The organism is Cupriavidus sp. FW216-B1, from assembly GCF_058789195.1.
Map to the genome: position 1 here is coordinate 25,569 of NZ_JBYTEL010000001.1, position 22,237 is coordinate 47,805.

Consider the following 22,237-nt stretch of genomic DNA (forward strand, 5'->3'; position numbering starts at 1 on the left):
GGAGCTTATTGTTCGTGATCGTCATCGGCCAATCTCTCCATCAGCCGCATTTGTAACCAAGTTGTATGCACACAAATCCAGACACGCGGAACGCACGTCCGCTTCGCCCTTATCGTGCAACCTGATTTTCAATATGCTCATCAGGTCGTCTTGATTCGGCATTCCAAGCACCAGCCGATACAAAGCACGCTCCTGCTTCAAGGATTCGTGCTTCCTGCGTTGCTCGCTGCTGCTGGTTGAGAAAACGTGGCTGCGGCAGACCGCCCCATCCACATTCCACCATGGAGCCAACCCGGAGGCATCCGCAAGATTTCGTTCAGGTTGTTCGGCCATTTGCGCCAGTCGTTTCCACGGACTGACGCCAAAACTGCCGCTGGTTGATTGGCTGCCCAATTTCTTGGCGATGGCGCGGCGCACAGACAATCCCGCAAATCGCGTGATGCGCCCCTCGCGCTGCTCCAGCGCGACCGGGCTGGGCGCGAGATCCCAGTGGACCATCGAATCGCACCACGGATGCAGATCCAAACCCTCTTGGCCGATGGAAGTCGTCACCAGAACGCGAGGCCAGAACGGGCTGTTGAAGGCGCGCCGCACTTCATCCGGGCGCAATGGCCGTTCATTTTCCGGTTCGTCTTGGGTGCTGGCTTTCGCATCACTGAGCGGAACAGCCAAATGACAGCGAAGCGTGAACGTCCCATCGTCACCCATGCCTTCGTGAAATTTCGCGTTGATATCGCGCAACCGGAACGCGCCCTCCATCTCGGAAAGTGCGCCCTGCAAATCCTCCGAGTAGTCCCGCGAAAGGTTCCAGAAGTGTTCATCCAGCACCGACTCAAATCCGCCATCAACCACCGCCTTTCGCAAAGCAGTCGGATAATTCTTGTTCTTGCGGTCTGTCAGTGCGGCAGCAAACCACGGTTGATTGAGATAGTTGCGGAGACCATTCCAGACCGTTTCCACAATACTTGGTAAGGTCTTTGCATCGCCAGCATCATTCCAATGGCGTTTCAATGCGCGAAGGAAAACAACGCCGGGAGAATCCAGCGCTAACATCGCCAGTTCACCCAATTCCTTTGTCGAAATTTCCGTAATTCCCGAATTTCGTGTTACCTCGTTCCACCTTGTCAAGGTTGAGCCAAATTCGCTCTCCGTATCAGCAATTCCTTTCCAGCCTGTCCATGACGCTTCCCATAGCCCGGCCTTGCACTCCAATGCAGCAACCAATTCCCAAGGCTTTCGGCGCTGATTGGTGTTTCTGACGATACGAATGCCAAGACTTTCCAACACTGCTCGCAGTTGCTGAACCATCGTTGGACGCAAATCTCCCATTTGCGCGCATGGGGGTTCCAGTTGAGCCAACAAGGGGGACGGATGGAACGTCGGCAGAAGCTCCGCCCGTGGCTTCAACCAATGCTTGCGTTTGCCAAGCTGTTCATAGTTGGCGCGCTTTCCAGATTGTTGGTTTGCAAGTTGTTCAGCAGAAAAACTCAACACGCTCGAAAGCGCCGGAGGAACGGCGCGGAATCGGCTGAAAACGAGAACTTTTCCGTGGTCATCGGAATTTGCATCTGCTGCTTTCCAGCCACCTGACAACGGCCACCACGGCAACGAAGGGCGCAACCATGGCATGACCATCTGCGGCTGCGATGTCATTGCAAGCAGCTTGCGCAAGCGAGGATGGGGCCAAGTCTTCGGTGCACGATAGGCATTACGGGCATCTCGCGTGAAATCGAGTTCCTTAGCATCAGGCATCTTGTCTTTGCGCTTCCATGCCAGATATTTGCTGCCAAGAGTTTGCAGTGGCATGGGAACGGATTGCCATAGCGGAACGACCCATTCACGGTCATGAGGATGCTCATTGCTGAAGCATTCATCCATTTGCGTAAATGGCCGTAAGTCACCAGGATTCAAAACTTCTTCATCGAAAATTTCAATGACCGCTTGCGTCGCCACCGAGTTGATGCTGGTGCGCTCGGTGCGAGACATCAGCGGCGACAGCAATTCCATCAATTTTTTTCGTGATTTTCTTGCAGTGTCTGAATGAATATCGCTTTTGCGAAGTTCATCTTGCAGTTTGCGAAACAACGCCTTGGCTTGAGCAGAAATATGCTGCTGCTCGTCGCGCTTCTTCTTGTCATTGGCAAGAAAAGCCACCAGATCAAAGAAGTCTGAGCTTTGGTTGTCCCCTTTGCCGTCGGTATCCTTCTCGTGGTGGCTCCGATACGGTGTGTATGGCGTGGCCGATAGTAACAGCAATGCGGGGGAATCTTTGCCGCCGTCACCATGAATCGCATTCATCACTCGGCTGGCAGCCCGTTCACGATCTTCCAATTCAGAATCCGATTCATCAGCATCTTCGGTGAGATCGCGGAAGCGTTGAAATTCATCAAAGATGACTAGGGCGGGGCTGATATCGCGTAACGCGGCAATTGCAAGTGCGGTGCGTGCCAAAGCAACAAGGTCTTGATACTTGCCATCAGTCAACCATTGATTCACGAGTGGCGGAAGGTGCGCACCAGCATCCAGATCGAACAGTCCACGCAGAGCTTGCCGAAAGCCATCACGAAAGCCCACGCCGCCGAGTTCATTGTATTGTTGCGCCACGTTTGCATAATGCTGCACGAGATCTTCAAATGACTCCCCCGCGTTTCGTTGAAAAGCCTCGCGCAGCTTTTTTGCCGAAGTCGTTCGCCCATCAGAGTATTTGTCGGGAAGAATTTGACGAAGAAGCACCAAAGCCAACGCGCGCTCCTCCTTGCGGCCATCGCGTGACTGCCCCGCGCGAGTCGGGACGGCGGTGGCGGGTGTAAGCTGGTAAACATTGACCGATGCGTGCGTTGGGCGTTCCTGCGTTGGCAGAAGGCTGGGGCGATCAATCAAGCCGATTGCCGTCTTACGCTCCGCTTCAGTCGGCAGGAATGACAGCAGTCGTTGCATATTCTGCCTAGCAATAGCCAAGTTCGAGCAGACATACAGAACGCACAATGGGCCTTGGGCCTTCTTCGCTTTCTTCTCGACCAACTTCTGAATCACGCCGCCGGCAACCACGGTCTTGCCCAAGCCAACTTCATCGGCAACAAGGAAGCGGCGCGCGCCTTGCTTGCAGGTCAAGGTTTTCAGCGCGGCATCAATCGTTGCTTGCTGGAATGGCTGCGGCTTGATGCTCATCTCCGCTTGCCCTTCAATGCCTGACGGACAACTGTCCATGTGGAAATAAATTGCTCCAAGTCCACCTTGGCGGAATCGTTGTCATCTGTATGGACTTTCCTTCGAAGTGCCACGATGCGATCCACCTCGTCCAGACGCGCAGTGTCTTTCAACCACATTCGCAAAGCCTGTTCCAAGGTGGGTAGTTCAAGCCGCATCGCGGCCCTGTCCGTATGCCATCCCGTTGTTCGTTCGGCATCCCAAGCCCCGCCTTCATCACCATCGGGATAGCCACTGAGAATGCTGTGAATCCAGTTCAGCATTTGGGCTGAACCGAGATACTCACTCAACACTCGCGCGTCCCGCTTCTCAATGTCCAGTGGCGGGTCAAAGGGAATGAGCTGCACCCATGCGACCGAGGCATCTTTCAAGTTGAGGCGGCAATGCACAAAGCTGGAATCCACAGCCGCCGTTACGCTTGCGAAGGTGAAATCCTTCGAGCTGCGTTCCCATTCGGCAAGCGAACCTCGAATCTGACTGCATTGCAGCGTGATTTCCGCATCATCAGGACACGGGGATACCTTGCAGGAAATCGAAAGCTGCCCATTAGTACCGCGCTTCTGCTTTGCCTCCAGAAGGTTTGCGGCGACTTGATTGCGCGCCTGTGCCAAACGCTCTTCGACGGTTTTCTCACTGAAGGTCGCTTTGGGGTTCTTGACAGAAATTGCTCGATCCAGCAAATCCTGTACGCCGCTGCGCAGCGCTTCCAGACCTTGCTTGCTGTTGCTGTCAATCTGTGCGAACGCTTCTGCATTGCGCATCCACGCCCGCTTCGTCAGGTTTGGGCTGCCCAACCAAAGCGAGGACGAAGCCTTGCCGTATTCCGCGTAGATCATCTTCGCGTGCAGGCCAATCTGATCGGTTTCATACGCGCTGCCATCCTCGGGTTGGGTTGCGGGTTCATCAAATATTGTCTCGGCCAAGGCCAGCAGCTTTGTGGTTGTAGTCAGAGTTGCGCCGCCCAATACACGATCCAGCTCACTATGCGTGGAAAGCAATTCATGTCCGCCGGCAGGCCATTTCAGGATTTCATCCACCGCGCCCTTATCCAGAAACGGCGAAACCGCTACCACCCGCTTCAAGTCATCAGGTGACCTAGGCAATGTGCGGCCTTGTTGATCCGGCAACATCAGCCGCAAATCGGAAATAGACCATCCTTTGGGAACCCACCACGACACTTTTTCCAGTGCCTTGCCCAAGCCAGCCCACGAAGAAAGCTCAGGGAATGTGGTTGCCAGATTTTGCGCAAGCTCGCCGATTCCCTTGATGGGCTGTTGGATATGCTCTTTTCGGTCGCGTGACGAGTCGCCACCCACCAGTGACAGCCCAATATCCCAAGAGGTATCCATCGTGAGATTTCGACTGCTCAGCAGAAAAACCCAGCGTTCTCCACTTGAACCGTCTTCCTTCACTTGTCTTGCAAGTGCGAACTTGGCGTGCCACGACTTGCCGTTGCCCTGTGCATCCTCATCCCAAGGAACCTGCAAGAGAAATTGATCGAACAGCGCCGAAATTGCTGTGTCATGCCGCCCTTGCGTCAGGCGACCTGATTGCATTAAGAAATGCACTTTTCCACGCAGTTCGCGCAATGCACGCACCAATCCCACGCGCGAGCCTGAGCCTTTCTCATCCACTTCACCAGCCAACGCCAGCAGCGTTGCCGCCACCACGGGAAGTTGCGCCGAATAGGTGGACACCACCGCACGCTCCGTGCGCCAGCCGGGTTCAGGTCGAAGCTCGTCGAGATAAGGTAGATGGGGAAATGGCATGGTCATTTCCCGTTCAAGTCATTGAGCAGTTGACGAACCCGAAACCAACGATAGTGCAGCGGCTCCGCTTGGGGATAGGACATCTGGGGCGTATTCCATTCAGCACGGCGGCGCTTGGCTCCCTCACTGGGGCCAAGCCTTGCTTTTCTTCCTTTACGCTGAACTTCCGCGCTGCAATAGATCTCTCCAAGGCCGTTCAGGCTCTTTCTCTGGCCACCAAGCCACTCTTTGGTCCTGCCCAAGACACTCAGGAGACTTGATGGAAGATTCGGCAACGCTGTTTGCAATGCCTGAAAATCCAGCGCGAGTGCCTGCTGTCTGTGTTCATCGCACATCGTACCCAGGTAATTCCGATATTCATGGTTCTTCGCGCCCTCATCTTGATTCTTGGCTTGCTCCACCAATGCCGCATAAACGGCGCGACCAATGCCAGCCAATGACGAGGCCTGCTGCGCCAGCTTCAAATAGTGCCTGTCCTCATCGTCGGCGGCTTGCAGGATGATGTCATGCCATGCGGCATCCGCCTCGCCTACGTCAACACTCTTCGCAGCCAATCGTCCCAACAAGCTCTGTTTTTTGTCTTCACGTAGAGCTGCCATGAGTTTGTCTCGCAGGAAATCTTGTTCCCTTTTCAATAGGGTGAAATTCATATCCGCGTTTCGCGGGAACCCAGCAGGCGGGTCGGGCAGGCGCACAAACGGCAAAGTCTCCGCGTCTGCAATCCGCTCACCGTCTATTTCGAGTCTGTTCAAGGTCGAGTTCTTCGCGGCAAGCGCAATGCGCTTCATCACCTGAGCTCGCGTAGGCACAATGCCGTCAATACGAGGCTGCAAGATGTCCCAGCGCCCCAGCGCACTCCAGTAGATCATCGCCGGGGTTTGTGCTGGCTCACGCGGCAGAATACGCTGACCAATGACGCCGCTTTGGTTGGCTGCTGCCAGTTGCTGTGTCAGGAGCAATGACGATTCGCGCAGACGCTTCTGGTTGCCTTCAGCGTGAAGCATCAGCCAAGGCACGAAAAGGGCATAGCGCAAGCGGGTGTGCAGCACTGAAGTGCCGGGGAAGAATCGGTCGGCCAATGCTTGATGCAGGGCGAGAAAGCCAATCTCATCGCGCACACCTTGCTCGTCAGCACGCAGCGCCTGCTCCGCTGCGGCAACGTCTTTGCGTGAGAACAGAGCCCACCCAATCATGCTTTGGAACCCTTTGGGTCATTCAGCACGACCATGAATTTTGTCGCCACCGGCTCCACGCCGTGACCGTCGCGCTTGAGCTTGACCAAGCCGTAGCCCTCCACCATCCGCAGCGAGCGCGACAGGTTGGGCACGCGCCGCCCGGAGAGTGCCGCGAGTTCCGTCAGCGACTTGGGCCGCTGGTCGCGGATCAAGCGCAGCAGCGCCCGGTTGTCCTCGGACAGCACTGCCGCCATCGTTGATATAGACGGAAACCAAACTGAAGGCTGGCCCCGGCCAGTCGCCGGAGGGCTCCGTTCCTCGGGGTGGCGGATACCAACGATGCAGCGTTTCATCGCAGATGGTCAGGCGGATGGAAAATGAACGCCAGTTTATCAGGCGGGCATACAAGCAGAACAACGTTGTCCACCGAAGGGGACTGTTTCAGCAAGAGTGGTGCAGCGCCCGCATGTGATGCTGTGTCCGGCTTCCCCATGATGAAATCGAACGGACTTTGGCGCTGCTGGGACTGGAACGACACATGGCCGCCGCCATGACTCATTGCAGCATGGCGGAGAATTTGCTGGCCTGCGCCGATTTACTCTGACGACCAGCAGCCGCGCGATGGGGGCGATATGGCGGCATCAGGCGCTACGCCAGTTCGCGCCGTCGTTGTTCGATCACCCGCTTCCACTTCACCCGCGAGAAGCCATACTGTCATCGAGCACCGCGTAGCACCTGCTGGATCACCCCCACGCTTGCCTTTGCATTGCACCCATGTGGCTCTCAGCCCGTCAGCTGCCATCGACACTCAAACGCTGGATCTCAGCCTAAGTTATTGTGTTGGTTACGTTTTTTCGCGCGATCGAGCTGCAGGAAATTCTCGACAAAAGACATTTTTCATTTCCGGATGCGCGCCGCGGTCCGTCCCGGCCGGGGACGGACCCGCGTTCAGGCCTCGAAGGCGAACGGGCTGACGCCGGTCCGCCCGTAGCCCTCCTGCGCGACGGCGGCGTCGAGCGCGAGCGTGGCGAGGTCGTCCGCGCAGACTTCCACGTGTTCGTCGCGCTCGCGGTAGAAGGCCTTGAGGTAGCCGTGGCAGTCGCCGCAGCTCTCGGCCTTGACCGGCGCCTCGAGGTCGTCGAGGCTCCAGTAGTCCAGCTTCGCGGCGCTGCCGCAGTTGGAGCACTTCGAGCGCACCATGTGCCAGCGGGTCTCGCACAGCGGGCAGTGGAGATAGCGCAGGCCGGCGCGGTCGCCATTCATGATGAGGCTGCCGGCCGGCGCGCAGCCGCACAGCGGGCAGAGGCTGCTTTCCTGTCGCGGGGCCGGCGCCTGGGGTTCGGCCAGGACGAAATCGGCGTACTGCGCCGCGGTGAGCGACAGCGCGGTCCAGAGGAACAGCGCGGCGCCCGCGCCGATCTCGCCGGACTTGCCGTCGAGCAGCTTCGCCGCCATCTGCGCCCGCGCCGCGTCGTCGGCGCGGCGCAGCGGCTCGAGCGCGTCGAGCACGCTCTGCGGCGCGGTCGCGCGCGCGTGGTCGAGCAGCTGGCCGAGCGCGGCCATCCAGTACGACCGCGCGGGCTCTTCGTCCAGGCCGGCGCGCAGCGGGCCGCTCGCGCCGTCGCGCGGGCCGGTGGTTGCCGGCCGCGGCAGCGGCTCGCCGAGAAGCAGCTCGCGCTGCCGGTCGACCAGCGCCGCGATGAAGAGCAGGTAGCCGGCTTCCGGATGGTCCGCGGCCAGGTGCCGCAGGCGGGCGGAGCGGTGCGCGTAGAGCACGTCCAGTTTCGGCCGCAGCAGCGGCTCGATGTCCTTGACGCCGGGGCTGCGCTTGTCCAGCGCGACGGTGTCCGTGACGGGCCGGTTCATCGCCGGTGCCCGTCGGACTTGCCGGCGCCGGCGATCTCGTCGTACCAGCGGTCGTGGTGATGCCGCGCCCAGGCGCGCGACACGTAGCCGGTCAGCATGCCGGAGATCGAGCCGCGCACCCAGATCGCCAGGTAGACGTGGCCGGCGATCAGGAGCACCAGCCCGATGCCCGCCATCGCATGCAGCAGCAGCGCCAGGCGGATCACGGGGATCGGGAAGTACCCGGAGAAGTAGCGGCGCCAGATGACCAGGCCGCTGGCCAGCAGCGCGGCGATGGCCAGCATGATGAGCCAGAACAGCACCTTCTGGCCGGCGTTGTACTTGCCGATGCGCAGCTTGTGCGCGCCGGGCGTGTTGAGCACCACCGCCTTCACGTTGCGGAACCAGAGGCGGTCGCTCTTGACCAGCACGTTGTGATGGGCGAAGCGCGCGAACATGAAGGCGAGCAGGATGAACACCAGGACGCCCAGGAACGGGTGCAGCACGCGCGCGAGCTGCGGCGTGCCGAGCACGCCCGACAGCCAGCTCAGGCTGGGGAAGAACCACGACAGGCCGGACAGCGCCACGGGAATGAAGCAGGCCACCATCAGCCAGTGGCACAGGCGCTCGGCGAACCCGGTGCGCAGGATCGGTTCTTTTTCGGTCATGGCGTCACTCCTCCGTCGCCGCGGTCTTGCGGCTGGCCGCCTGCGGGTCGTCCGGCTCGTCGTCCGGCGCCTTGGGGACGTTGGGCCCCACGCCCACGTAGTGGGTGAGGAAGCCCGCCACGGTCGCGGCGAAGGCCAGGCCGGCCACGGGCTTGAGCCAGTCCTTCCAGCCCCGGACCATCGCGCTGATCTTCGGGTCGCGCGGCAGCTTGTGGTACAGCTCGGGCTTGTCCGCGTGCTGGAGCACGTACATGACGTGGGTGCCGCCGACGCCTTGCGGGTCATAGAGCCCGGCGCCGTCGTAGCCGCGCGTCTTCAGTTCCTCGACGCGGCTCGCGCCGAGCACCTTCATGTCTTCCTTGCTGCCGAAGCTGATGGCGCCGGTGGGGCAGGTCTTCACGCACGACGGTTCCTGTCCCACGCCGACGCGGTCGGAGCACAGCGTGCACTTGTAGGCCTTGTTGTCCTGCTTGCTGATGCGCGGCACGTCGAACGGGCAGCCCGCCACGCAGTAGCCGCAGCCGATGCAGTGTTCCGACTGGAAGTCGACGATGCCGTTGGCGTACTGGACGATCGCGCCGGGGCTCGGGCACGCCTTCAGGCAGCCCGGGTCCTCGCAGTGCATGCAGCCGTCCTTGCGGATCAGCCATTCCAGCTTGCCGTTCTCGTGCTCGACCTCGTCGAAGCGCATCAGCGTCCAGGTCTGCGGGCTGAGGTCGGCCGGGTTGTCGTAGACGCCGACGTTGTGGCCGACCTCGTCGCGCAGGTCGTTCCACTCGGAGCAGGCCACCTGGCAGGCCTTGCAGCCGATGCACACGGACACGTCGATGAGCTTGGCCACCTCGGTCTGGTGCTCGCGGGCGCGCGGCGCCGGCGTGAAGTTGCTGGTCGCCGAGCGCCGGATGATGTTCTGGGATTGCATGGACATGGCGGTCAGGCTTTCTCGATGTTGACCAGGAAGGCTTTGTATTCGGGGGTTTGCGAATTGGCGTCGCCCACGCTCGGGCTGAGCGTGTTGGCGAGGAAGCCCTTGCGCGTCGCGCCCTCGTAGCCCCAGTTGCAGGGAATGCCGATCTGCTCGAGATCCTGGCCGGCGACCTTCAGCGTCTTCACCCGCTTGGTGACCACGGCCTTGGCCTTGATGTACCCGCGCTTGGTCGTGATCTTGACCATGTCGCCGTGGGCGATGCCCTTGCGGGCCGCGAGCGCGGTGCCGATCTCCACGAACTGCTCCGGCTGCATGATGGCGTTCAGGCGGGAGTGCTTGGTCCAGTGGCGGAACAGCTCCGTCAGGCCGTAGGTGGTGGCCACGTACGGGAACTCGTCGCGCGTGCCCATGCGCTTGCGGTCATTGGGGAGGACGCGCGCGGTCGGGTTGTACGTCACCGCCGGATGCAGCGGGTTGCTCACCAGCGGGCTCTCGATCGGCTCGTAGTGCTCGGGGAACGGGCCGTCGACCATGCCGCCGACCGAGAACAGGCGTCCCACGCCTTCGGGCAGCATGATGAACGGGCTCACGCCGCTGCCCGGCGCCGCCGTCGCGGGGTAGTCGGGCACGTCGCTGCCGGACCAGCGCCGGCCATCCCACGACACGATGATGCGCTCGGGGTCCCACGGCTTGCCCATCGGGTCGAGCGAGGCGCGGTTGTACAGGATGCGGCGGTTGGCCGGCCAGGCCCAGGCCCAGCCGGGCGTGGCGCCGTGGCCGGTGTCGGTGTTGTCGCGCCGGGCCATCTGGTTGCCGGCCTGGGTCCAGGAGCCGCAGAAGATCCAGTTGAAGCTGGCGGTCGAGCCGTCGTCGCGCAACTGCCCGAATTCGGACAGCAGCTCGCCCTTGCGCGCGAAGATCTGGCCCTGGTCGTCGCGCAGGTCTTCGAGCGCGTAGCCGTTGGCTTCCTTGGCGACTTCCTCCGGCTCCGGGTTGTACGGGTCCTGGTAGTCCCACGTCATGTTCAGCACCTGCTCGGGGCAGGCGCCGCCTTCCTTCGCATAGAGCTCGCGCATCTTCATGAAGATGCCGCCGAGGATGCGGCCGTCGTGGCGCGCTTCGGCGGGCGGCTCGGCGCCGGCGAAATGCCACTGCAGCCAGCGGCCGGAATTGACGATCGCGCCGTTTTCCTCGGCGAAGCAGGAGGAGGGCAGGCGGAACACCTCGGTCTGGATCGCGGCCGGGTCGACGTCGTTGAACTCGCCGTGGTTGCGCCAGAACGTCGAGGTCTCGGTCTGCAGCGGGTCGATGATGACGAGGAACTTGAGCTTGGCCAGCGAGGCGCGGATCTTGTTCGAGTCCGGCATCGCGGCGATGGGGTTGAAGCCCTGCGCGATGTAGCCGTTGACCTTGCCTTCGTACATGCGGTCGAAGAAGGCCAGCATGTCGTAGCTCTTGTCCCACTTGGGCAGCCAGTCGTAGCCCCAGTCGTTGGCGCGCGTGGCGTGCTCGCCGTAGAGGCTCTTCATCAGGCTGACGAAGAACTTGGGCGTGTTCTTGTAGTAGTTCACCTGGCCGGGCAACTGCTCGGCGGGCGTGCTGGCGTCCAGGTACTGCTTCAGCGTCTGCTGGCTGTCCGAGGGCAGGTTGAGGTAGCCCGGCAGGCGCAGCGACAGCAGGCCCAGGTCGGTGTAGCCCTGGATGTTCGAGTGCCCGCGCAGCGCGTTCACGCCGCCGCCGGCCATGCCGATATTGCCGAGCAGCAGCTGGATCATCCCCGAGCCGCGGATGATCTGCGCGCCGCTGCTGTGGTGCGTCCAGCCCAGCGCGTAGAGGAACGTCGCGGTGCGGTTGGGCGCGCTGGTCGAGGCCATGATCTCGCAGATCCGCAGGAAGTCTTCCTGCGGCGTGCCGCAGATGGTCGAGACCATTTCCGGCGTGTAGCGCGCGACGTGCGCCTTGAGCAGGTTGAAGACGCAGCGGGGATGCGTGAGCGTCGGGTCCTGCAGCGCGTGGCCGTTGGCGTCCAGCTCGTAGAGCCAGGTGCGGTTGTCGTACTTGCCGGCGGCGCTGTCGAAGCCGCTGAACAGGCCTTCGTCGAAGCGGTAGCCCTCGCTGACGATCAGGCTGGCGTTGGTATAGGCCTTGACGTACTCGTGCTGGATCTTGTCGTGGTCGAGCAGGTACTTGACCATGCCCATCAGGAAGGCCACGTCCGAGCCGGCCCGGATCGGTGCGTAGATGTCCGCGACCGACGCGCTGCGGTTGAAGCGCGGGTCCACCACGATCACCTTGGCGCCGTTGCGGATCTTGGCCTCGATGACCCACTTGAAGCCGACCGGGTGCGCCTCGGCGGGGTTGCCGCCCATGATGAGGATGACGTTGGCGTTCTTGATGTCGACCCAGTTGTTGGTCATCGAGCCGCGGCCGAACGTCGGCGCCAGCGCCGACACGGTGGGCGCGTGGCACACGCGGGCCTGGCAGTCCAGGCCGAGGATGCCCAGCGCCCGCGCGAACTTGAAGTCGAGGATGCCGGTCTCGTTGCTGGCCGCCGACGAGGCCAGCATGCCGCTCGACAGCCAGCGGTTGACCAGCTCGCCCTTCTCGTTGCGCGCGATGAAGTTCTTGTCGCGGTCGTCCTTGAGCAGGCGGGCGATGCGCGTGGTGGCCTCGTCCCAGCTGATGCGCTTCCATTCGTTGGAGCCGGGCGCCCGGTATTCCGGGTATTTCAGGCGGTTCTCGCTATGAATGAAATCGACCAGGCCGGCGCCCTTGGGGCAGAGCGAGCCGCGGCTGACCGGATGGTCGGGATCGCCTTCGATGTGGAAGATGCTGGCCTTGGCGTTCTTGGCGCCGTCTCCCGTGCTGTACATCAGGAGGCCGCAGCCGACCGAGCAATAGGTGCAGTTGTTGCGGGTTTCCCTGGCGCGCAGCAGCTTGTACTGCCGGATGTCGGCCGCCCTTGCCGGGCTGGGCGCGAACCCGAGGGCCGTTGCCGTGGCGGTGGCCGCCCCTGCGCCGCATAACTTCAGAAACTGCCTTCGACCGAAATGCAGGTTCGCGCGTGTGTTCGCGCGTGTTTTGGGGGCTTCACTTTGCATTTGAATTGTATCCATACAGAAATTCGTATGTATGGATCTATAAAAGTTACGCGAACTGTAGATGAAATTTCCACGGATTGCCAGAGACAGGTCCTTGTGAACATAACTCGATGGCTAAAAAGTCACATATTTGACGTGTCTTGGCAGCAAATATGAGATAAAAGACATATTAGCGAAGCCAAAGCGACTTTTATCGATCCCGCCTTACGCGGGGAAAGCCGAGTGGCGCTTTGCTGGCTTTGTCAAGTCATCTAGTCGTTTTATGTCCATGCAGTTCATGTCATGCTATGCTTTGATAGCGTATTTTCCATACGTATTGATATTGTATGGATCTGCATTGGATATACCTTGGACATCCACCGCGCCGGTCCGCGCCGATAGCCATCTGGCACCTCCGGCGGCCGCCTCGCGCGCATTACCGCGGGCATTGCCTGTAGCGCCGGGCCTGCGCGGCTCCGACGCGGGCGCCTGCCGTGCGCGATGCGTGTGCATGGGTGCGGGGCACAACGCCGGGCGACCCGGTGCGCGCGGATGCGTCTAAATGTCGCAATTAATCCGGAATGGAATTGATTTGGCCTATTGGGATAAAAGTTATTTTTCATCGCGCAAAAATTGGCCCATGAAATAATTGAAAAAAATAACCAGATTACAAGGGGTTCGATATGCTGTTTTCCAGAATGCGGGTAAGCGCGCGGCTTTACGCCGGATTTGGCCTGATCTTCGCCGTGCTCGTCGCGGTGACCGCGGTGGCGATGGTCAAGGTAGACGTCATCAAGAGCGCGCTGCATGCGAACAGCGAGCGCCATGCGGTGATCCAGCGCTATGCGATCAATTTCCGCGGTTCCGCGCATGACCGCTCGATCGCGGTGCGCGACGTGGTCTTGGCCGCAACGCCCGCCGAGCGCCAGAAGCAGGTCGATTTCATCGCGGCCAGGGCTCGCTTCTACGCCGACTCGACCGCGGGCATCGAGTCGCTGCTGGCCTCCACCCGGACCTCGCAGGAGGTGCTGGCGCTGTATCGCGACATTCGCGCGGCCGAGGCTGCCGCGGTGGCCACCACCAATGCGATCATCGCGGGAACCGCCGCCGATGCGCTTTCGCAGCCGGCTATCCGCGAATTATTGTGGGAGCGCGCAAAACCGCAATACGAGCAATGGCTGGCCACCATCAACCGGCTTATCGATTTCGAGGAAAAGCGCATTCGCCAGGAAAATGACACGGCATTGTCCGAGGCCGGCGGTTTCCTGAACCTGATGCTGACCGCGCTGGCGCTCGCACTGGTCATCAGCGCGCTGGTGGCGTGGCGGGTATCGCGCAGCATCCTGCAGCAGCTGGGCGCGGAGCCGAGCGCGCTGGCCGAAGTCGCCAGGAATGTCTCGGAAGGCGACCTCAGCCCCTATGCCGATGGCCGGCAGGCGCCGCCGGGCAGCGTGCTGGCGTCGCTGTCGGTCATGCGCGAAAGCCTGGCCGGCGTGGTCGGCGACGTGCGCTCGGCATCGGACGTGCTGGCCACCGATTCGACCGGCATCGTGGAAGGCAACAGCGGCCTGATGCGCCGCACCGAGGCGCAGGCCGCCAGCCTGCAGCAGACCGCCGCGTCGATGAGCCAGATGACGGGCATCGTCCGCAACAACGCGGAGTCCGCCCGCCAGGCGGCCCAGCTCGCCGTTGCCGCCAACGAGGCGGCGCAGAAGGGCGGCGCGGCGGTCGGGCAGGTCGTCTCGACCATGAGCGAGATCGCGGCGAGCTCGAAGAAGATCGCGGACATCATCGGCGTGATCGACGAAATCGCCTTCCAGACCAACCTGCTCGCGCTGAACGCGGCGGTGGAAGCGGCGCGCGCGGGCGAGCAGGGGCGCGGATTCGCCGTGGTCGCGGGCGAGGTGCGGCGGCTCGCGCAGCGCTGCGCGGGCGCGGCCAGGGAGATCAAGACGCAGATCGACGCCAGCGTCTCCAGGGTCGAGGCCGGCTCCAGCCTGGTCGGCGCCACCGGCACGACGATGGCCGACATCGTGAGCCAGGTCCAGCGGGTTGCCGCGCTGATCGCGGAGATCAGCGCCGCGACCAGCGAGCAGACCGAGGGCATCGCGCAGGTCAGCGACGCCGTCACCCAGCTCGATCAGGTGACGCAGGAGAACGCGGTGCTGGTCGAGCAGAGCGCCAGCGCGGTCGACGGGCTCAGGCACCAGGCGGCGCATCTGGCGCAGGTCGTGAGCGTGTTCAAGCTCGGCGGCCGGGCGCCGGCGCCGGCCCTGGCGGCGGCGTAGTGGCCGCGCAGCACGGGTCCGCAGCCATGACGACGCCTGCCGATGCGGTTTCCCGCGTGCCCGCCGCCGGCCAGTCCGCGGACCTGCGCGCCGGCGACGAGCCGCCGTCTCCGGCGCAGCGGCGCAGGTTCGCCTTGGTCATGGCCGCCGGCGGCGTCTTCGTCGCGCTGCTGCTGGGCGCCTTCGTCTTCGGCGTCTCGCGCCCGCAGACCGCGGCGGCCGAGGCGGCCGAGCGCCACGCCGTCGCGCAGTGCTGGCGCCGCAGCCAGGCGGCGGCGTCGCCGGCCTCCCGCAGCTTCCAGGCGGAAGCCTGCCGGGAGATGGAAAAGCAGTTCCGCAGCAAGTTCCGGCGCGCGCCCTGACTGCGCGCGCCGGTGGAGCGTATTCGCATGTCCCTTTCTTCAGCGGACGCCGGCAGCCAGCCGGCGCTTCCTTTCCTGCGCCGCCGGGCGGTGGTGGTGTTCCTGTGCGTCGCGGTCGCCATCCTCACCGCGACCGGGGCCGGCTTGTGGCGCTACTTCGGCGTGGGCGGCCTGCGCACCTACGCCGATCGCGCCGTGGTGTTCGGCGATGCCGACCTGCGCCTGCCGCCGGAACTGGCCGGCAACACCGGCCGCATCCGGGTGGTGCATTTCTGGGACCCGGACTGCACCACCTGCAACAAGGAGACCGACGCGCACCTGAACTACCTGACGCAGATGTACCGCAACGCCAAGGTCGACTTCTACAGCGTGCAGAAGCCGGGCACGCATGGCGCGCTGGCGCCGTTCCTGCAAGGCAAGCTCAGGCCGCTGGCGCGCATCGAAGGCATGGAGCGGCTGCCGGCCAGCCCGTCGATGGCGATCTGGGCGGCCGATGGCCGGCTGGCGTATGCCGGGCCCTACAGCCAGGGGCTGGTGTGCAGCTCGGCCAACAGCTTCGTCGAGCCGATCCTCGACAAGCTCGTCGCCGGGCAGCGGGTCGAGCCGTTCTCGATGCTGGCGGTCGGGTGTTACTGTCCCTGGAGCGTGACGCCGGACGGCGCCCGGTAGAAGTCCACCGACATCGCGAAGCTCAGCACGGTGATGATGGCGATGGAGGCGAAGAACAGCTTGCGCGCCCACCGCCGCTGGTCGCCGGCGGTGCGGCCCGCCAGCCCCAGCCTGAACCAGTAGATGCCGCTCGCCAGCGCGGCGAGCATGTACAGCCATCCGGTATAGCCCAGGACGCCGAGCATCAGCGTGGCGCCGGTGAACGCGGCGATGTAGGCGACGATGTGCCGCCTGGCCGCGGGCAGGCCCCTGACCACCGGCAGCACCGGGATCGCCGCGGCGCGGTAGTCGGCGGCGCGGAAGATGGCGATGGCGTAGGAATGCGGCATCTGCCACAGGCTGAACATCACCAGCAGCGTCAGCGCGGCCGCGTCGAAGCGCCCGCTTGCCGCGCAATAGCCCACCACCGGCGGCATCGCCCCCGAGATGCTGCCCACCAGCGTGCCGTGCACGGAGCTGCGCTTGAGGCAGAGCGTGTACGCGCCCACGTAGACCGCGTAGCCGATCGTCACGAGCGCCACCGGCATGACCTGCCGGGTGGCCGCGTAGAGCAGGCCGGCGCCCGCCAGCCCCAGCACGCACGCATAGAGCAGGGCCAGCGGCATGGGCACCGCGCCGGTGACCATCGGGCGGTTGCGGGTGCGCGCCATCAGGCCGTCGATGTCGCGGTCGACGATGTTGTTGACCACGCAGCCCGAGGCAATCACCAGCGCGACGCCCAGCGCCACGAGGCAGCCCCTGGTCCAGTTGATGTCTCCCCGCGAGGCGAGCAGGAAGCCGCCCGTCACGGAGATCATGTTGCCCATCACGATGCCGGGCTTGGTGAGTTGAAGATAGGGGCGATACATGGTTTCGGGATGCGGGGGGCGCGGCGCGGGTCGTGGCCTCAGTTGATCATCATGTTGTAGTGCATGCTCCAGATGATCCAGACCGACAGCGCCACGATGATGAAGAGGATGACCAGGGTGAACACGAAGCTGATCAGGTTCCAGCCGCCTTCGGACGAGCGGTTCATGTGCAGGAAGAAGACCAGCTGTACCACGAGCTGCGCGACCGCGAACGCCACCGCCAGCAGCAGCGTGGCCGGGCGCGACAGCACCGGGTGCATGATCAGCGCGAACGGGATCACGGTGAGGATGGCCGACAGCGCGAAGCCGATGTTGTAGGAGCGCGCGCTGCCGTGGCTCTCGCCGGCGCGGGTAGTCGCATGGTTGGCCATGATCAAAATGCTCCGAACAGGTAGACGATGGTGAAGACGCAGATCCAGACCAGGTCCAGGAAATGCCAGAACAGGCTCAGGCAGGACAGGCGGGTCACGCTGGTGGGCGTCAGGCCGCGCGTGGCGACCTGGTGCAGCAGCACGGCCATCCACACCAGCCCGGCCGCGACGTGCAGCCCGTGCGTGCCCACCAGCGCGAAGAAGCCCGACAGGAACGCGCTGCGGCTCGGGCCGTGGCCGGCCGCGATCAGGTGATGGAACTCGTGCAGCTCCATGCCGACGAAGACCGCGCCCAGCGCGAAGGTCAGGCCCAGCCAGCGCAGCACGCCGGCCTTGTCGCGGCGGTGCACGGCGAGCATGGCGTAGCCGTAGGTGATGCTGGAGAACAGCAGCACGAAGGTCTCGGCCAGCACGAAGGGCAGCTCGAACAGGTCCTTCTGCGTCGGGCCGCCCGCGTAGGCGCCGCTGAGCACCACGTAGGAGGCGAACAGCGAGCCGAACAGGATGCAGTCGGACATCAGGTAGACCCAGAGTCCGAGGACCTTGGCCGAGCCGTGGGCGTGGCCGTCCTGCCCGTGCTCGTGCTCGTGCCCGTGTTCTTGCCCGCGGGCGTGCGCCTTGGCGGCGTGGTTCAGGATGTGAGTGGTCATGGTCAGGCAGCCTTGCGCGCCAGGGTGGAGACGTGCGCATGCTCGATGCGCGCCACTTCCTCGGCGCTGACGTAGTAGTCGGTGTCGTCGTCGTAGGAGCGCACGATCAGCGCGGCGACGGTGGCGATCGCGCCGGCCGACGCCAGCCACCAGATATGCCAGATCAGCGCGAAGCACAGCAGCAGGATGAACACGTTGACGATGAACGGCACGCCCGTGTTGCGCGGCATGTGGATCGGCTCGTAGTGCGCGGGCGGCGGCGGCAGGCCGCGCTTCTTGGCGACGTGGAAGGCATCGATCGCGTCGACCTGCGGCACCACCGCGAAGTTGTAGAACGGCGGCGGCGAGGACGTGGCCCATTCCAGCGTGCGCGCGTTCCACGGGTCGCCAGTGAGGTCGCGGTTGTGCCTGCGGTCGCGGATGCTGACGATCAGCTGCAGGACCAGGAACGCGATGCCGGCCAGCACGAACAGCGCGCCGACGAAGGCGACGTGCAGGTACGGCGTCCAGGCCGGGTTGTCATAGTGGTTCAGCCGGCGCGTCATGCCCATGAAGCCCAGCATGTACAGCGGCATGAAGGCCAGGTAGAAGCCGATGACCCAGCACCAGAACGAATACTTGCCCAGGCGCTCGTTGAGCTTGAAGCCGAACACCTTGGGGAACCAGTAGTACAGCCCGGCGAAGTAGCCGAACAGCGCGCCGGCGATGATGGTGTTGTGGAAGTGGGCGACCAGGAACAGGCTGTTGTGCAGCAGGAAGTCCGCGCCCGGGATGGCCAGCAGCACGCCGGTCATGCCGCCGATCGTAAACGTCACCAGGAAGGCCAGCGTCCACAGGATCGGCGGCGTGAACTCCACGCGCCCGCCGTACATGGTGAACATCCACGTGAAGATCTTCACGCCGGTCGGGATGGCGATGATCATCGTCATGATGCCGAAGAAGGCGTTGACGTTGGCGCCCGAGCCCATCGTGAAGAAGTGATGCAGCCACACCAGGAACGACAGGATGCCGATGGCCAGCGTGGCGCCCACCATCGACTTGTAGCCGAACAGCGCCTTGCGGGCGAAGGTCGCGGTCACTTCCGAGAAGATGCCGAAGGAGGGCAGCACCAGGATGTACACCTCGGGGTGGCCCCAGGCCCACACCAGGTTGACGTACATCGTCGGGTTGCCGCCCAGCGCGTTGGTGTAGAAGTGGAAGTCGAGGTAGCGGTCCAGCGTCAGCGCGGCCAGCGCCACGGTCAGGATCGGGAACGCGGCGATGATGATGACGCTGGTGACGAACACCGTCCACGTGAAGATCGGCATCTTCATCAGGGTCATGCCGGGCGCGCGCATCTTCAGGATGGTGACGAACAGGTTGACGCCGGTGAGCAAGGTGCCGAGCCCGGACGCCTGCAGCGCCCATATGTAGTAGTCCACCCCCACGCCCGGACTGAACTCGAGGTCGGACAGCGGCGGATAGGCGACCCATCCGGTCTGCGCGAACTCGCCCACGCCCAGCGAGAGCATGACCAGCACCGCGCCCACCACGAACAGCCAGAAGCTGAAGGCGTTGAGGAACGGATAGGCCATGTCGCGCGCGCCGATCTGCAGCGGCACCACCACGTTCATCAGCCCGACGATGAACGGCGTGGCGACGAAGAAGATCATGATCACGCCGTGCGCGGTGAATATCTGGTCATAGTGGTGCGGCGGCAGGAATCCCTCGCTGCCCGGGCCGGCGACGGCCAGCTGGGCCCGCATCATGAGCGCGTCGGCAAAGCCGCGCACCAGCATGACCACGGCCACCAGCACGTACATGACGCCGATGCGCTTGTGGTCGACCGTCGTGATCCAGTCGCGCCACAGCACGTTCCACTTGCGGAAGTAGGTGATCGCCGCCAGCAGCGCGAGGCCGCCGATGGCGATGACGGCCAGCGTGATTGCAATGATGGGCTCGTGCAGCGGCACGTCGGCCCAGGTCAGTTTGCCGAACATGAATGTCTTACTCCTTGTTTGCCGACAACGTGCCCGCGGCGGGCGTGTCGGGCGCGGTAGGCGCGGCGGCGGGCACGATGGCGCTGGCGCTGGTGTTCGCGCCGGCGCCGACGAACTGGTCGATCACCTTCTTGAACAGGCCGGGCTGGACCTGCGAGAAGTGCACGACGCTGTTGCGCTGGCTGGGCCTGGCCAGCTTGAGGAAGGTGTCGAGGTCCAGCGTCAGCGGCGAGCTCCTGACCTGGGCCACCCAGCGCTGGAAGCCTTCCTCCGTGGTGGCCGTGGCGACGAACTTCATGTCCGAGAAGCCGTGGCCGCTGTAGTTGCCCGACATCCCGCGGTATTGCCCCTGCTCGTTGGCCATCAGGTGCAGGCGGGTGCGCATGCCCGCCATCGCGTACACCTGGCCGCCCAGCTGCGGGATGAAGAAGGTGTTCATGGTGGAGTTGGAGGTAATGCTGAACGCCACCTGGCGGTGCTCGGGGAAGGTCAGTTCGTTGACCGTGGCGATGCCGAGGTCGGGATAGACGAAGACCCATTTCCAGTCGGTGGCGATGACCTCGACGTTGATCGGCGCGCCGGGCACGTCGAGCGGGCGGTAGGGGTCGAGCGCATGGGTCGAGCGCCACACGATGACCGACAGCGTCGCGATGATGACGAGCGGCACGCCCCACACCACGATCTCGATCCCGGTCGAGTGGGCCCAGTCGGGCGTGTATTTGGCCTTCGGATTGGTGGCGCGGTATTTCCAGGCAAAGACGAACGTCAGCACGATGGCCGGCACGACGACGAACAGCATCAGGCCGATGCAGGTGATGATGAGGTCGCGCTGCGCGATGCCGACGGCGCCTTTCGAGTTGAACAGCACCCAGCTACAGCCGCCGAGATTCGACAAGGCCAGTGCGGCCAGCGGGTAACGAAGGCAATTTCGGTAGGTTTCTCTCATTTCAAGACCTCGGTTCCATGAACCGCTTCAAGGGGCGGCGCAAGACGGGGGCGGACGATCCTTGCGAGCCGGGGGAATGGTGTCAGGCGCTGCCGCGCGCCGGCGGCGAGCGGCAGGCGCGCGGTTTTCCATACGATCCACATAGATCCATACAGTTTGTTGTGTTTAATTAGTGTATGTATTGTATGGCATTGTGTATGCGTTTGTGTTGTGATTTTGTATGGCCTGGGTCGAGGGGCGAAGATGCCATTCCATCCGCCGCGGATGCCGCGGCGCGCCTGTGGCCGCCGCGCTGCGGCGGCGCAAAGCAAGGTGTGGACTGGCATTGCCTGCGACTATGCGTCGCGCCCGCGCTTGGGTATGATGTGACCATACAAACAATTTCACATGCCATACATAGTTTGCTTTGTATGGATTTATTCACCGCAACAGGGAGAACCCGCCATGTCCCATCCAGCCCCGTACCGCGCCGCCGTCGTCCAGGCGGGATCGCTGATCTACGACACGCCCGCCACGCTGGCCAAGCTGGCCGACCTGACCAGCGACGCGGCCAGCCGCGGCGCGAAGCTCGTGGTCTTTCCGGAAGCGTTCGTGGGCGGATACCCCAAGGGGCTCGATTTCGGTGCCCGGCTCGGCACGCGCAGCGACGAGGGGCGCGACGAATTCCGCCGCTACCACGAAGGCGCGATCGAGGAGGGCGACGCGTCGTGTGCGCTCATTGCCGAGGCCGCGCGCGCGAACGGCGTGCATCTGGTGGTCGGCGTGATCGAGCGCGCCGGGGGCACGCTGTATTGCAGCGTCTTGTTCTACGGCCCCGACGGCAGCCTGCTCGGCAAGCACCGCAAGCTGATGCCCACGGCGCTGGAGCGCCTCGTCTGGGGATTCGGCGACGGCTCGACGCTGCCGGTGCTCGATTCCGGGCTGGGCAAGATCGGCGCGGTGATCTGCTGGGAGAACTACATGCCGCTGCTGCGCACGGCCATGTATGCGCAGGGCGTGCAGGTGTACTGCGCGCCCACCGTGGACGCGCGCGATACCTGGCTGCCGACCATGCAGACCATCGCGCTCGAGGGCCGCTGCTTCGTCGTCTCGGCGTGCCAGTACATGACGTCGTCGGATTTTCCCGCCGGCCATCCGGCGCGCGCGGCGGGCGCCGCGCCGGACGTGCTGATCCGCGGCGGCTCGTGCATCGTGGACCCGCTCGGCAAGGTCCTGGTGGCGCCGTCATTCGAGGGCGAGGGCATCTTCCTCGCGGAGATCGACCTGGGCGAAATCGCGCGCGGCAAGTATGACCTCGACGTGGTCGGGCACTACGCGCGGCCGGACATCTTCCACTTGAGCGTCAACCGCGCGCGCCAGGCGCCGGTTTCCTTCCCTGGCGAGGCGGGGCAGCAGGCGCCGGCGTGCGGCGCCGGGACGGCGTGAGCGCCGCGTCCTGAACGCGCCGGCGCC

Annotated in this window: 17 protein-coding genes; 4 read left to right on the forward strand and 13 right to left on the reverse strand. The window is 63.5% G+C overall.

Annotated elements, in window-relative coordinates:
* Positions 1 to 21: 21 nt before the first annotated feature.
* From AC3WXD_RS00125 to fdnG, 8 genes are all read right to left on the reverse strand, one after another.
* Entirely contained in the window at positions 22 to 3,168 is a 3,147-nt protein-coding gene (locus AC3WXD_RS00125) for a DEAD/DEAH box helicase family protein (RefSeq protein WP_492322726.1), read from the reverse strand.
* Positions 3,165 to 4,976, reverse strand: coding sequence for a phospholipase D-like domain-containing protein (locus tag AC3WXD_RS00130; protein ID WP_492322727.1), 1,812 nt, complete (start codon positions 4,974 to 4,976; stop codon positions 3,165 to 3,167). Before AC3WXD_RS00130 ends, AC3WXD_RS00125 begins: the two co-directional genes overlap by 4 nt.
* A 2-nt stretch (positions 4,977 to 4,978) precedes the next feature.
* Positions 4,979 to 6,169 carry a DUF6361 family protein gene (locus AC3WXD_RS00135; RefSeq protein ID WP_492322728.1) on the reverse strand — a complete coding sequence of 397 codons (1,191 nt, stop codon included), beginning with the start codon at positions 6,167 to 6,169 and terminating at the stop codon, positions 4,979 to 4,981.
* Positions 6,166 to 6,396 (reverse strand): HVO_A0114 family putative DNA-binding protein, encoded by a 231-nt coding sequence (locus AC3WXD_RS00140; RefSeq protein ID WP_492322729.1) that lies wholly within the window; start codon positions 6,394 to 6,396, stop codon positions 6,166 to 6,168. The genes AC3WXD_RS00135 and AC3WXD_RS00140 overlap by 4 nt, the downstream gene beginning before the upstream one ends.
* Before the next feature lie 703 nt (positions 6,397 to 7,099).
* A complete protein-coding gene (gene fdhE / locus AC3WXD_RS00145) occupies positions 7,100 to 8,017 on the reverse strand; it encodes a formate dehydrogenase accessory protein FdhE (RefSeq protein WP_492322730.1) in 918 nt (305 codons plus the stop codon).
* On the reverse strand, positions 8,014 to 8,664 hold the full coding sequence (locus AC3WXD_RS00150) for a formate dehydrogenase subunit gamma (RefSeq protein ID WP_492322731.1): 651 nt from the start codon (positions 8,662 to 8,664) through the stop codon (positions 8,014 to 8,016). The genes fdhE and AC3WXD_RS00150 overlap by 4 nt, the downstream gene beginning before the upstream one ends.
* A gap of 4 nt (positions 8,665 to 8,668) precedes the next feature.
* On the reverse strand, positions 8,669 to 9,592 hold the full coding sequence (gene fdxH, locus AC3WXD_RS00155) for a formate dehydrogenase subunit beta (RefSeq protein ID WP_020204881.1): 924 nt from the start codon (positions 9,590 to 9,592) through the stop codon (positions 8,669 to 8,671).
* 5 nt (positions 9,593 to 9,597) lie between these two features.
* On the reverse strand, positions 9,598 to 12,693 hold the full coding sequence (fdnG, locus tag AC3WXD_RS00160; protein WP_492322732.1) for a formate dehydrogenase-N subunit alpha: 3,096 nt from the start codon (positions 12,691 to 12,693) through the stop codon (positions 9,598 to 9,600).
* 662 nt (positions 12,694 to 13,355) lie between these two features.
* Here fdnG and AC3WXD_RS00165 point away from each other — a divergent pair.
* Genes AC3WXD_RS00165 through AC3WXD_RS00175 form a run of 3 tightly spaced genes read left to right on the forward strand, consistent with a single transcriptional unit; the run spans position 13,356 to position 15,991 of the window.
* Positions 13,356 to 14,960, forward strand: coding sequence for a methyl-accepting chemotaxis protein (locus AC3WXD_RS00165; protein WP_020204883.1), 1,605 nt, complete (start codon positions 13,356 to 13,358; stop codon positions 14,958 to 14,960).
* Positions 14,961 to 14,986: 26 nt separating this feature from the next.
* Positions 14,987 to 15,322 (forward strand): hypothetical protein, encoded by a 336-nt coding sequence (locus AC3WXD_RS00170; protein ID WP_492322733.1) that lies wholly within the window; start codon positions 14,987 to 14,989, stop codon positions 15,320 to 15,322.
* A gap of 27 nt (positions 15,323 to 15,349) precedes the next feature.
* On the forward strand, positions 15,350 to 15,991 hold the full coding sequence (locus AC3WXD_RS00175) for a DUF6436 domain-containing protein (RefSeq protein WP_492322734.1): 642 nt from the start codon (positions 15,350 to 15,352) through the stop codon (positions 15,989 to 15,991).
* Here AC3WXD_RS00175 and cyoE read toward each other — a convergent pair.
* The 5 genes from cyoE to cyoA are packed head-to-tail and all read right to left on the reverse strand — an operon-like array spanning position 15,952 to position 20,785.
* Positions 15,952 to 16,839, reverse strand: coding sequence for a heme o synthase (gene cyoE, locus AC3WXD_RS00180; protein WP_492322735.1), 888 nt, complete (start codon positions 16,837 to 16,839; stop codon positions 15,952 to 15,954). The two genes, AC3WXD_RS00175 and cyoE, sit on opposite strands and share 40 nt — an antisense overlap.
* A 38-nt stretch (positions 16,840 to 16,877) precedes the next feature.
* Positions 16,878 to 17,210 carry a cytochrome o ubiquinol oxidase subunit IV gene (cyoD, locus tag AC3WXD_RS00185; RefSeq protein ID WP_029044009.1) on the reverse strand — a complete coding sequence of 111 codons (333 nt, stop codon included), beginning with the start codon at positions 17,208 to 17,210 and terminating at the stop codon, positions 16,878 to 16,880.
* A 2-nt stretch (positions 17,211 to 17,212) separates the two neighbouring features.
* Positions 17,213 to 17,860 (reverse strand): cytochrome o ubiquinol oxidase subunit III, encoded by a 648-nt coding sequence (gene cyoC / locus AC3WXD_RS00190; protein ID WP_020204888.1) that lies wholly within the window; start codon positions 17,858 to 17,860, stop codon positions 17,213 to 17,215.
* Positions 17,861 to 17,862: 2 nt separating this feature from the next.
* Positions 17,863 to 19,839, reverse strand: coding sequence for a cytochrome o ubiquinol oxidase subunit I (gene cyoB / locus AC3WXD_RS00195; RefSeq protein ID WP_492322736.1), 1,977 nt, complete (start codon positions 19,837 to 19,839; stop codon positions 17,863 to 17,865).
* Between the two features lie 7 nt (positions 19,840 to 19,846).
* Positions 19,847 to 20,785 carry a ubiquinol oxidase subunit II gene (cyoA, locus tag AC3WXD_RS00200; RefSeq protein WP_492322737.1) on the reverse strand — a complete coding sequence of 313 codons (939 nt, stop codon included), beginning with the start codon at positions 20,783 to 20,785 and terminating at the stop codon, positions 19,847 to 19,849.
* A 444-nt stretch (positions 20,786 to 21,229) separates the two neighbouring features.
* On the opposite strand from cyoA, the gene AC3WXD_RS00205 reads away from it, so the two are divergent.
* Positions 21,230 to 22,210 (forward strand): carbon-nitrogen hydrolase family protein, encoded by a 981-nt coding sequence (locus tag AC3WXD_RS00205; RefSeq protein ID WP_020204891.1) that lies wholly within the window; start codon positions 21,230 to 21,232, stop codon positions 22,208 to 22,210.
* Positions 22,211 to 22,237: the final 27 nt, after the last annotated feature.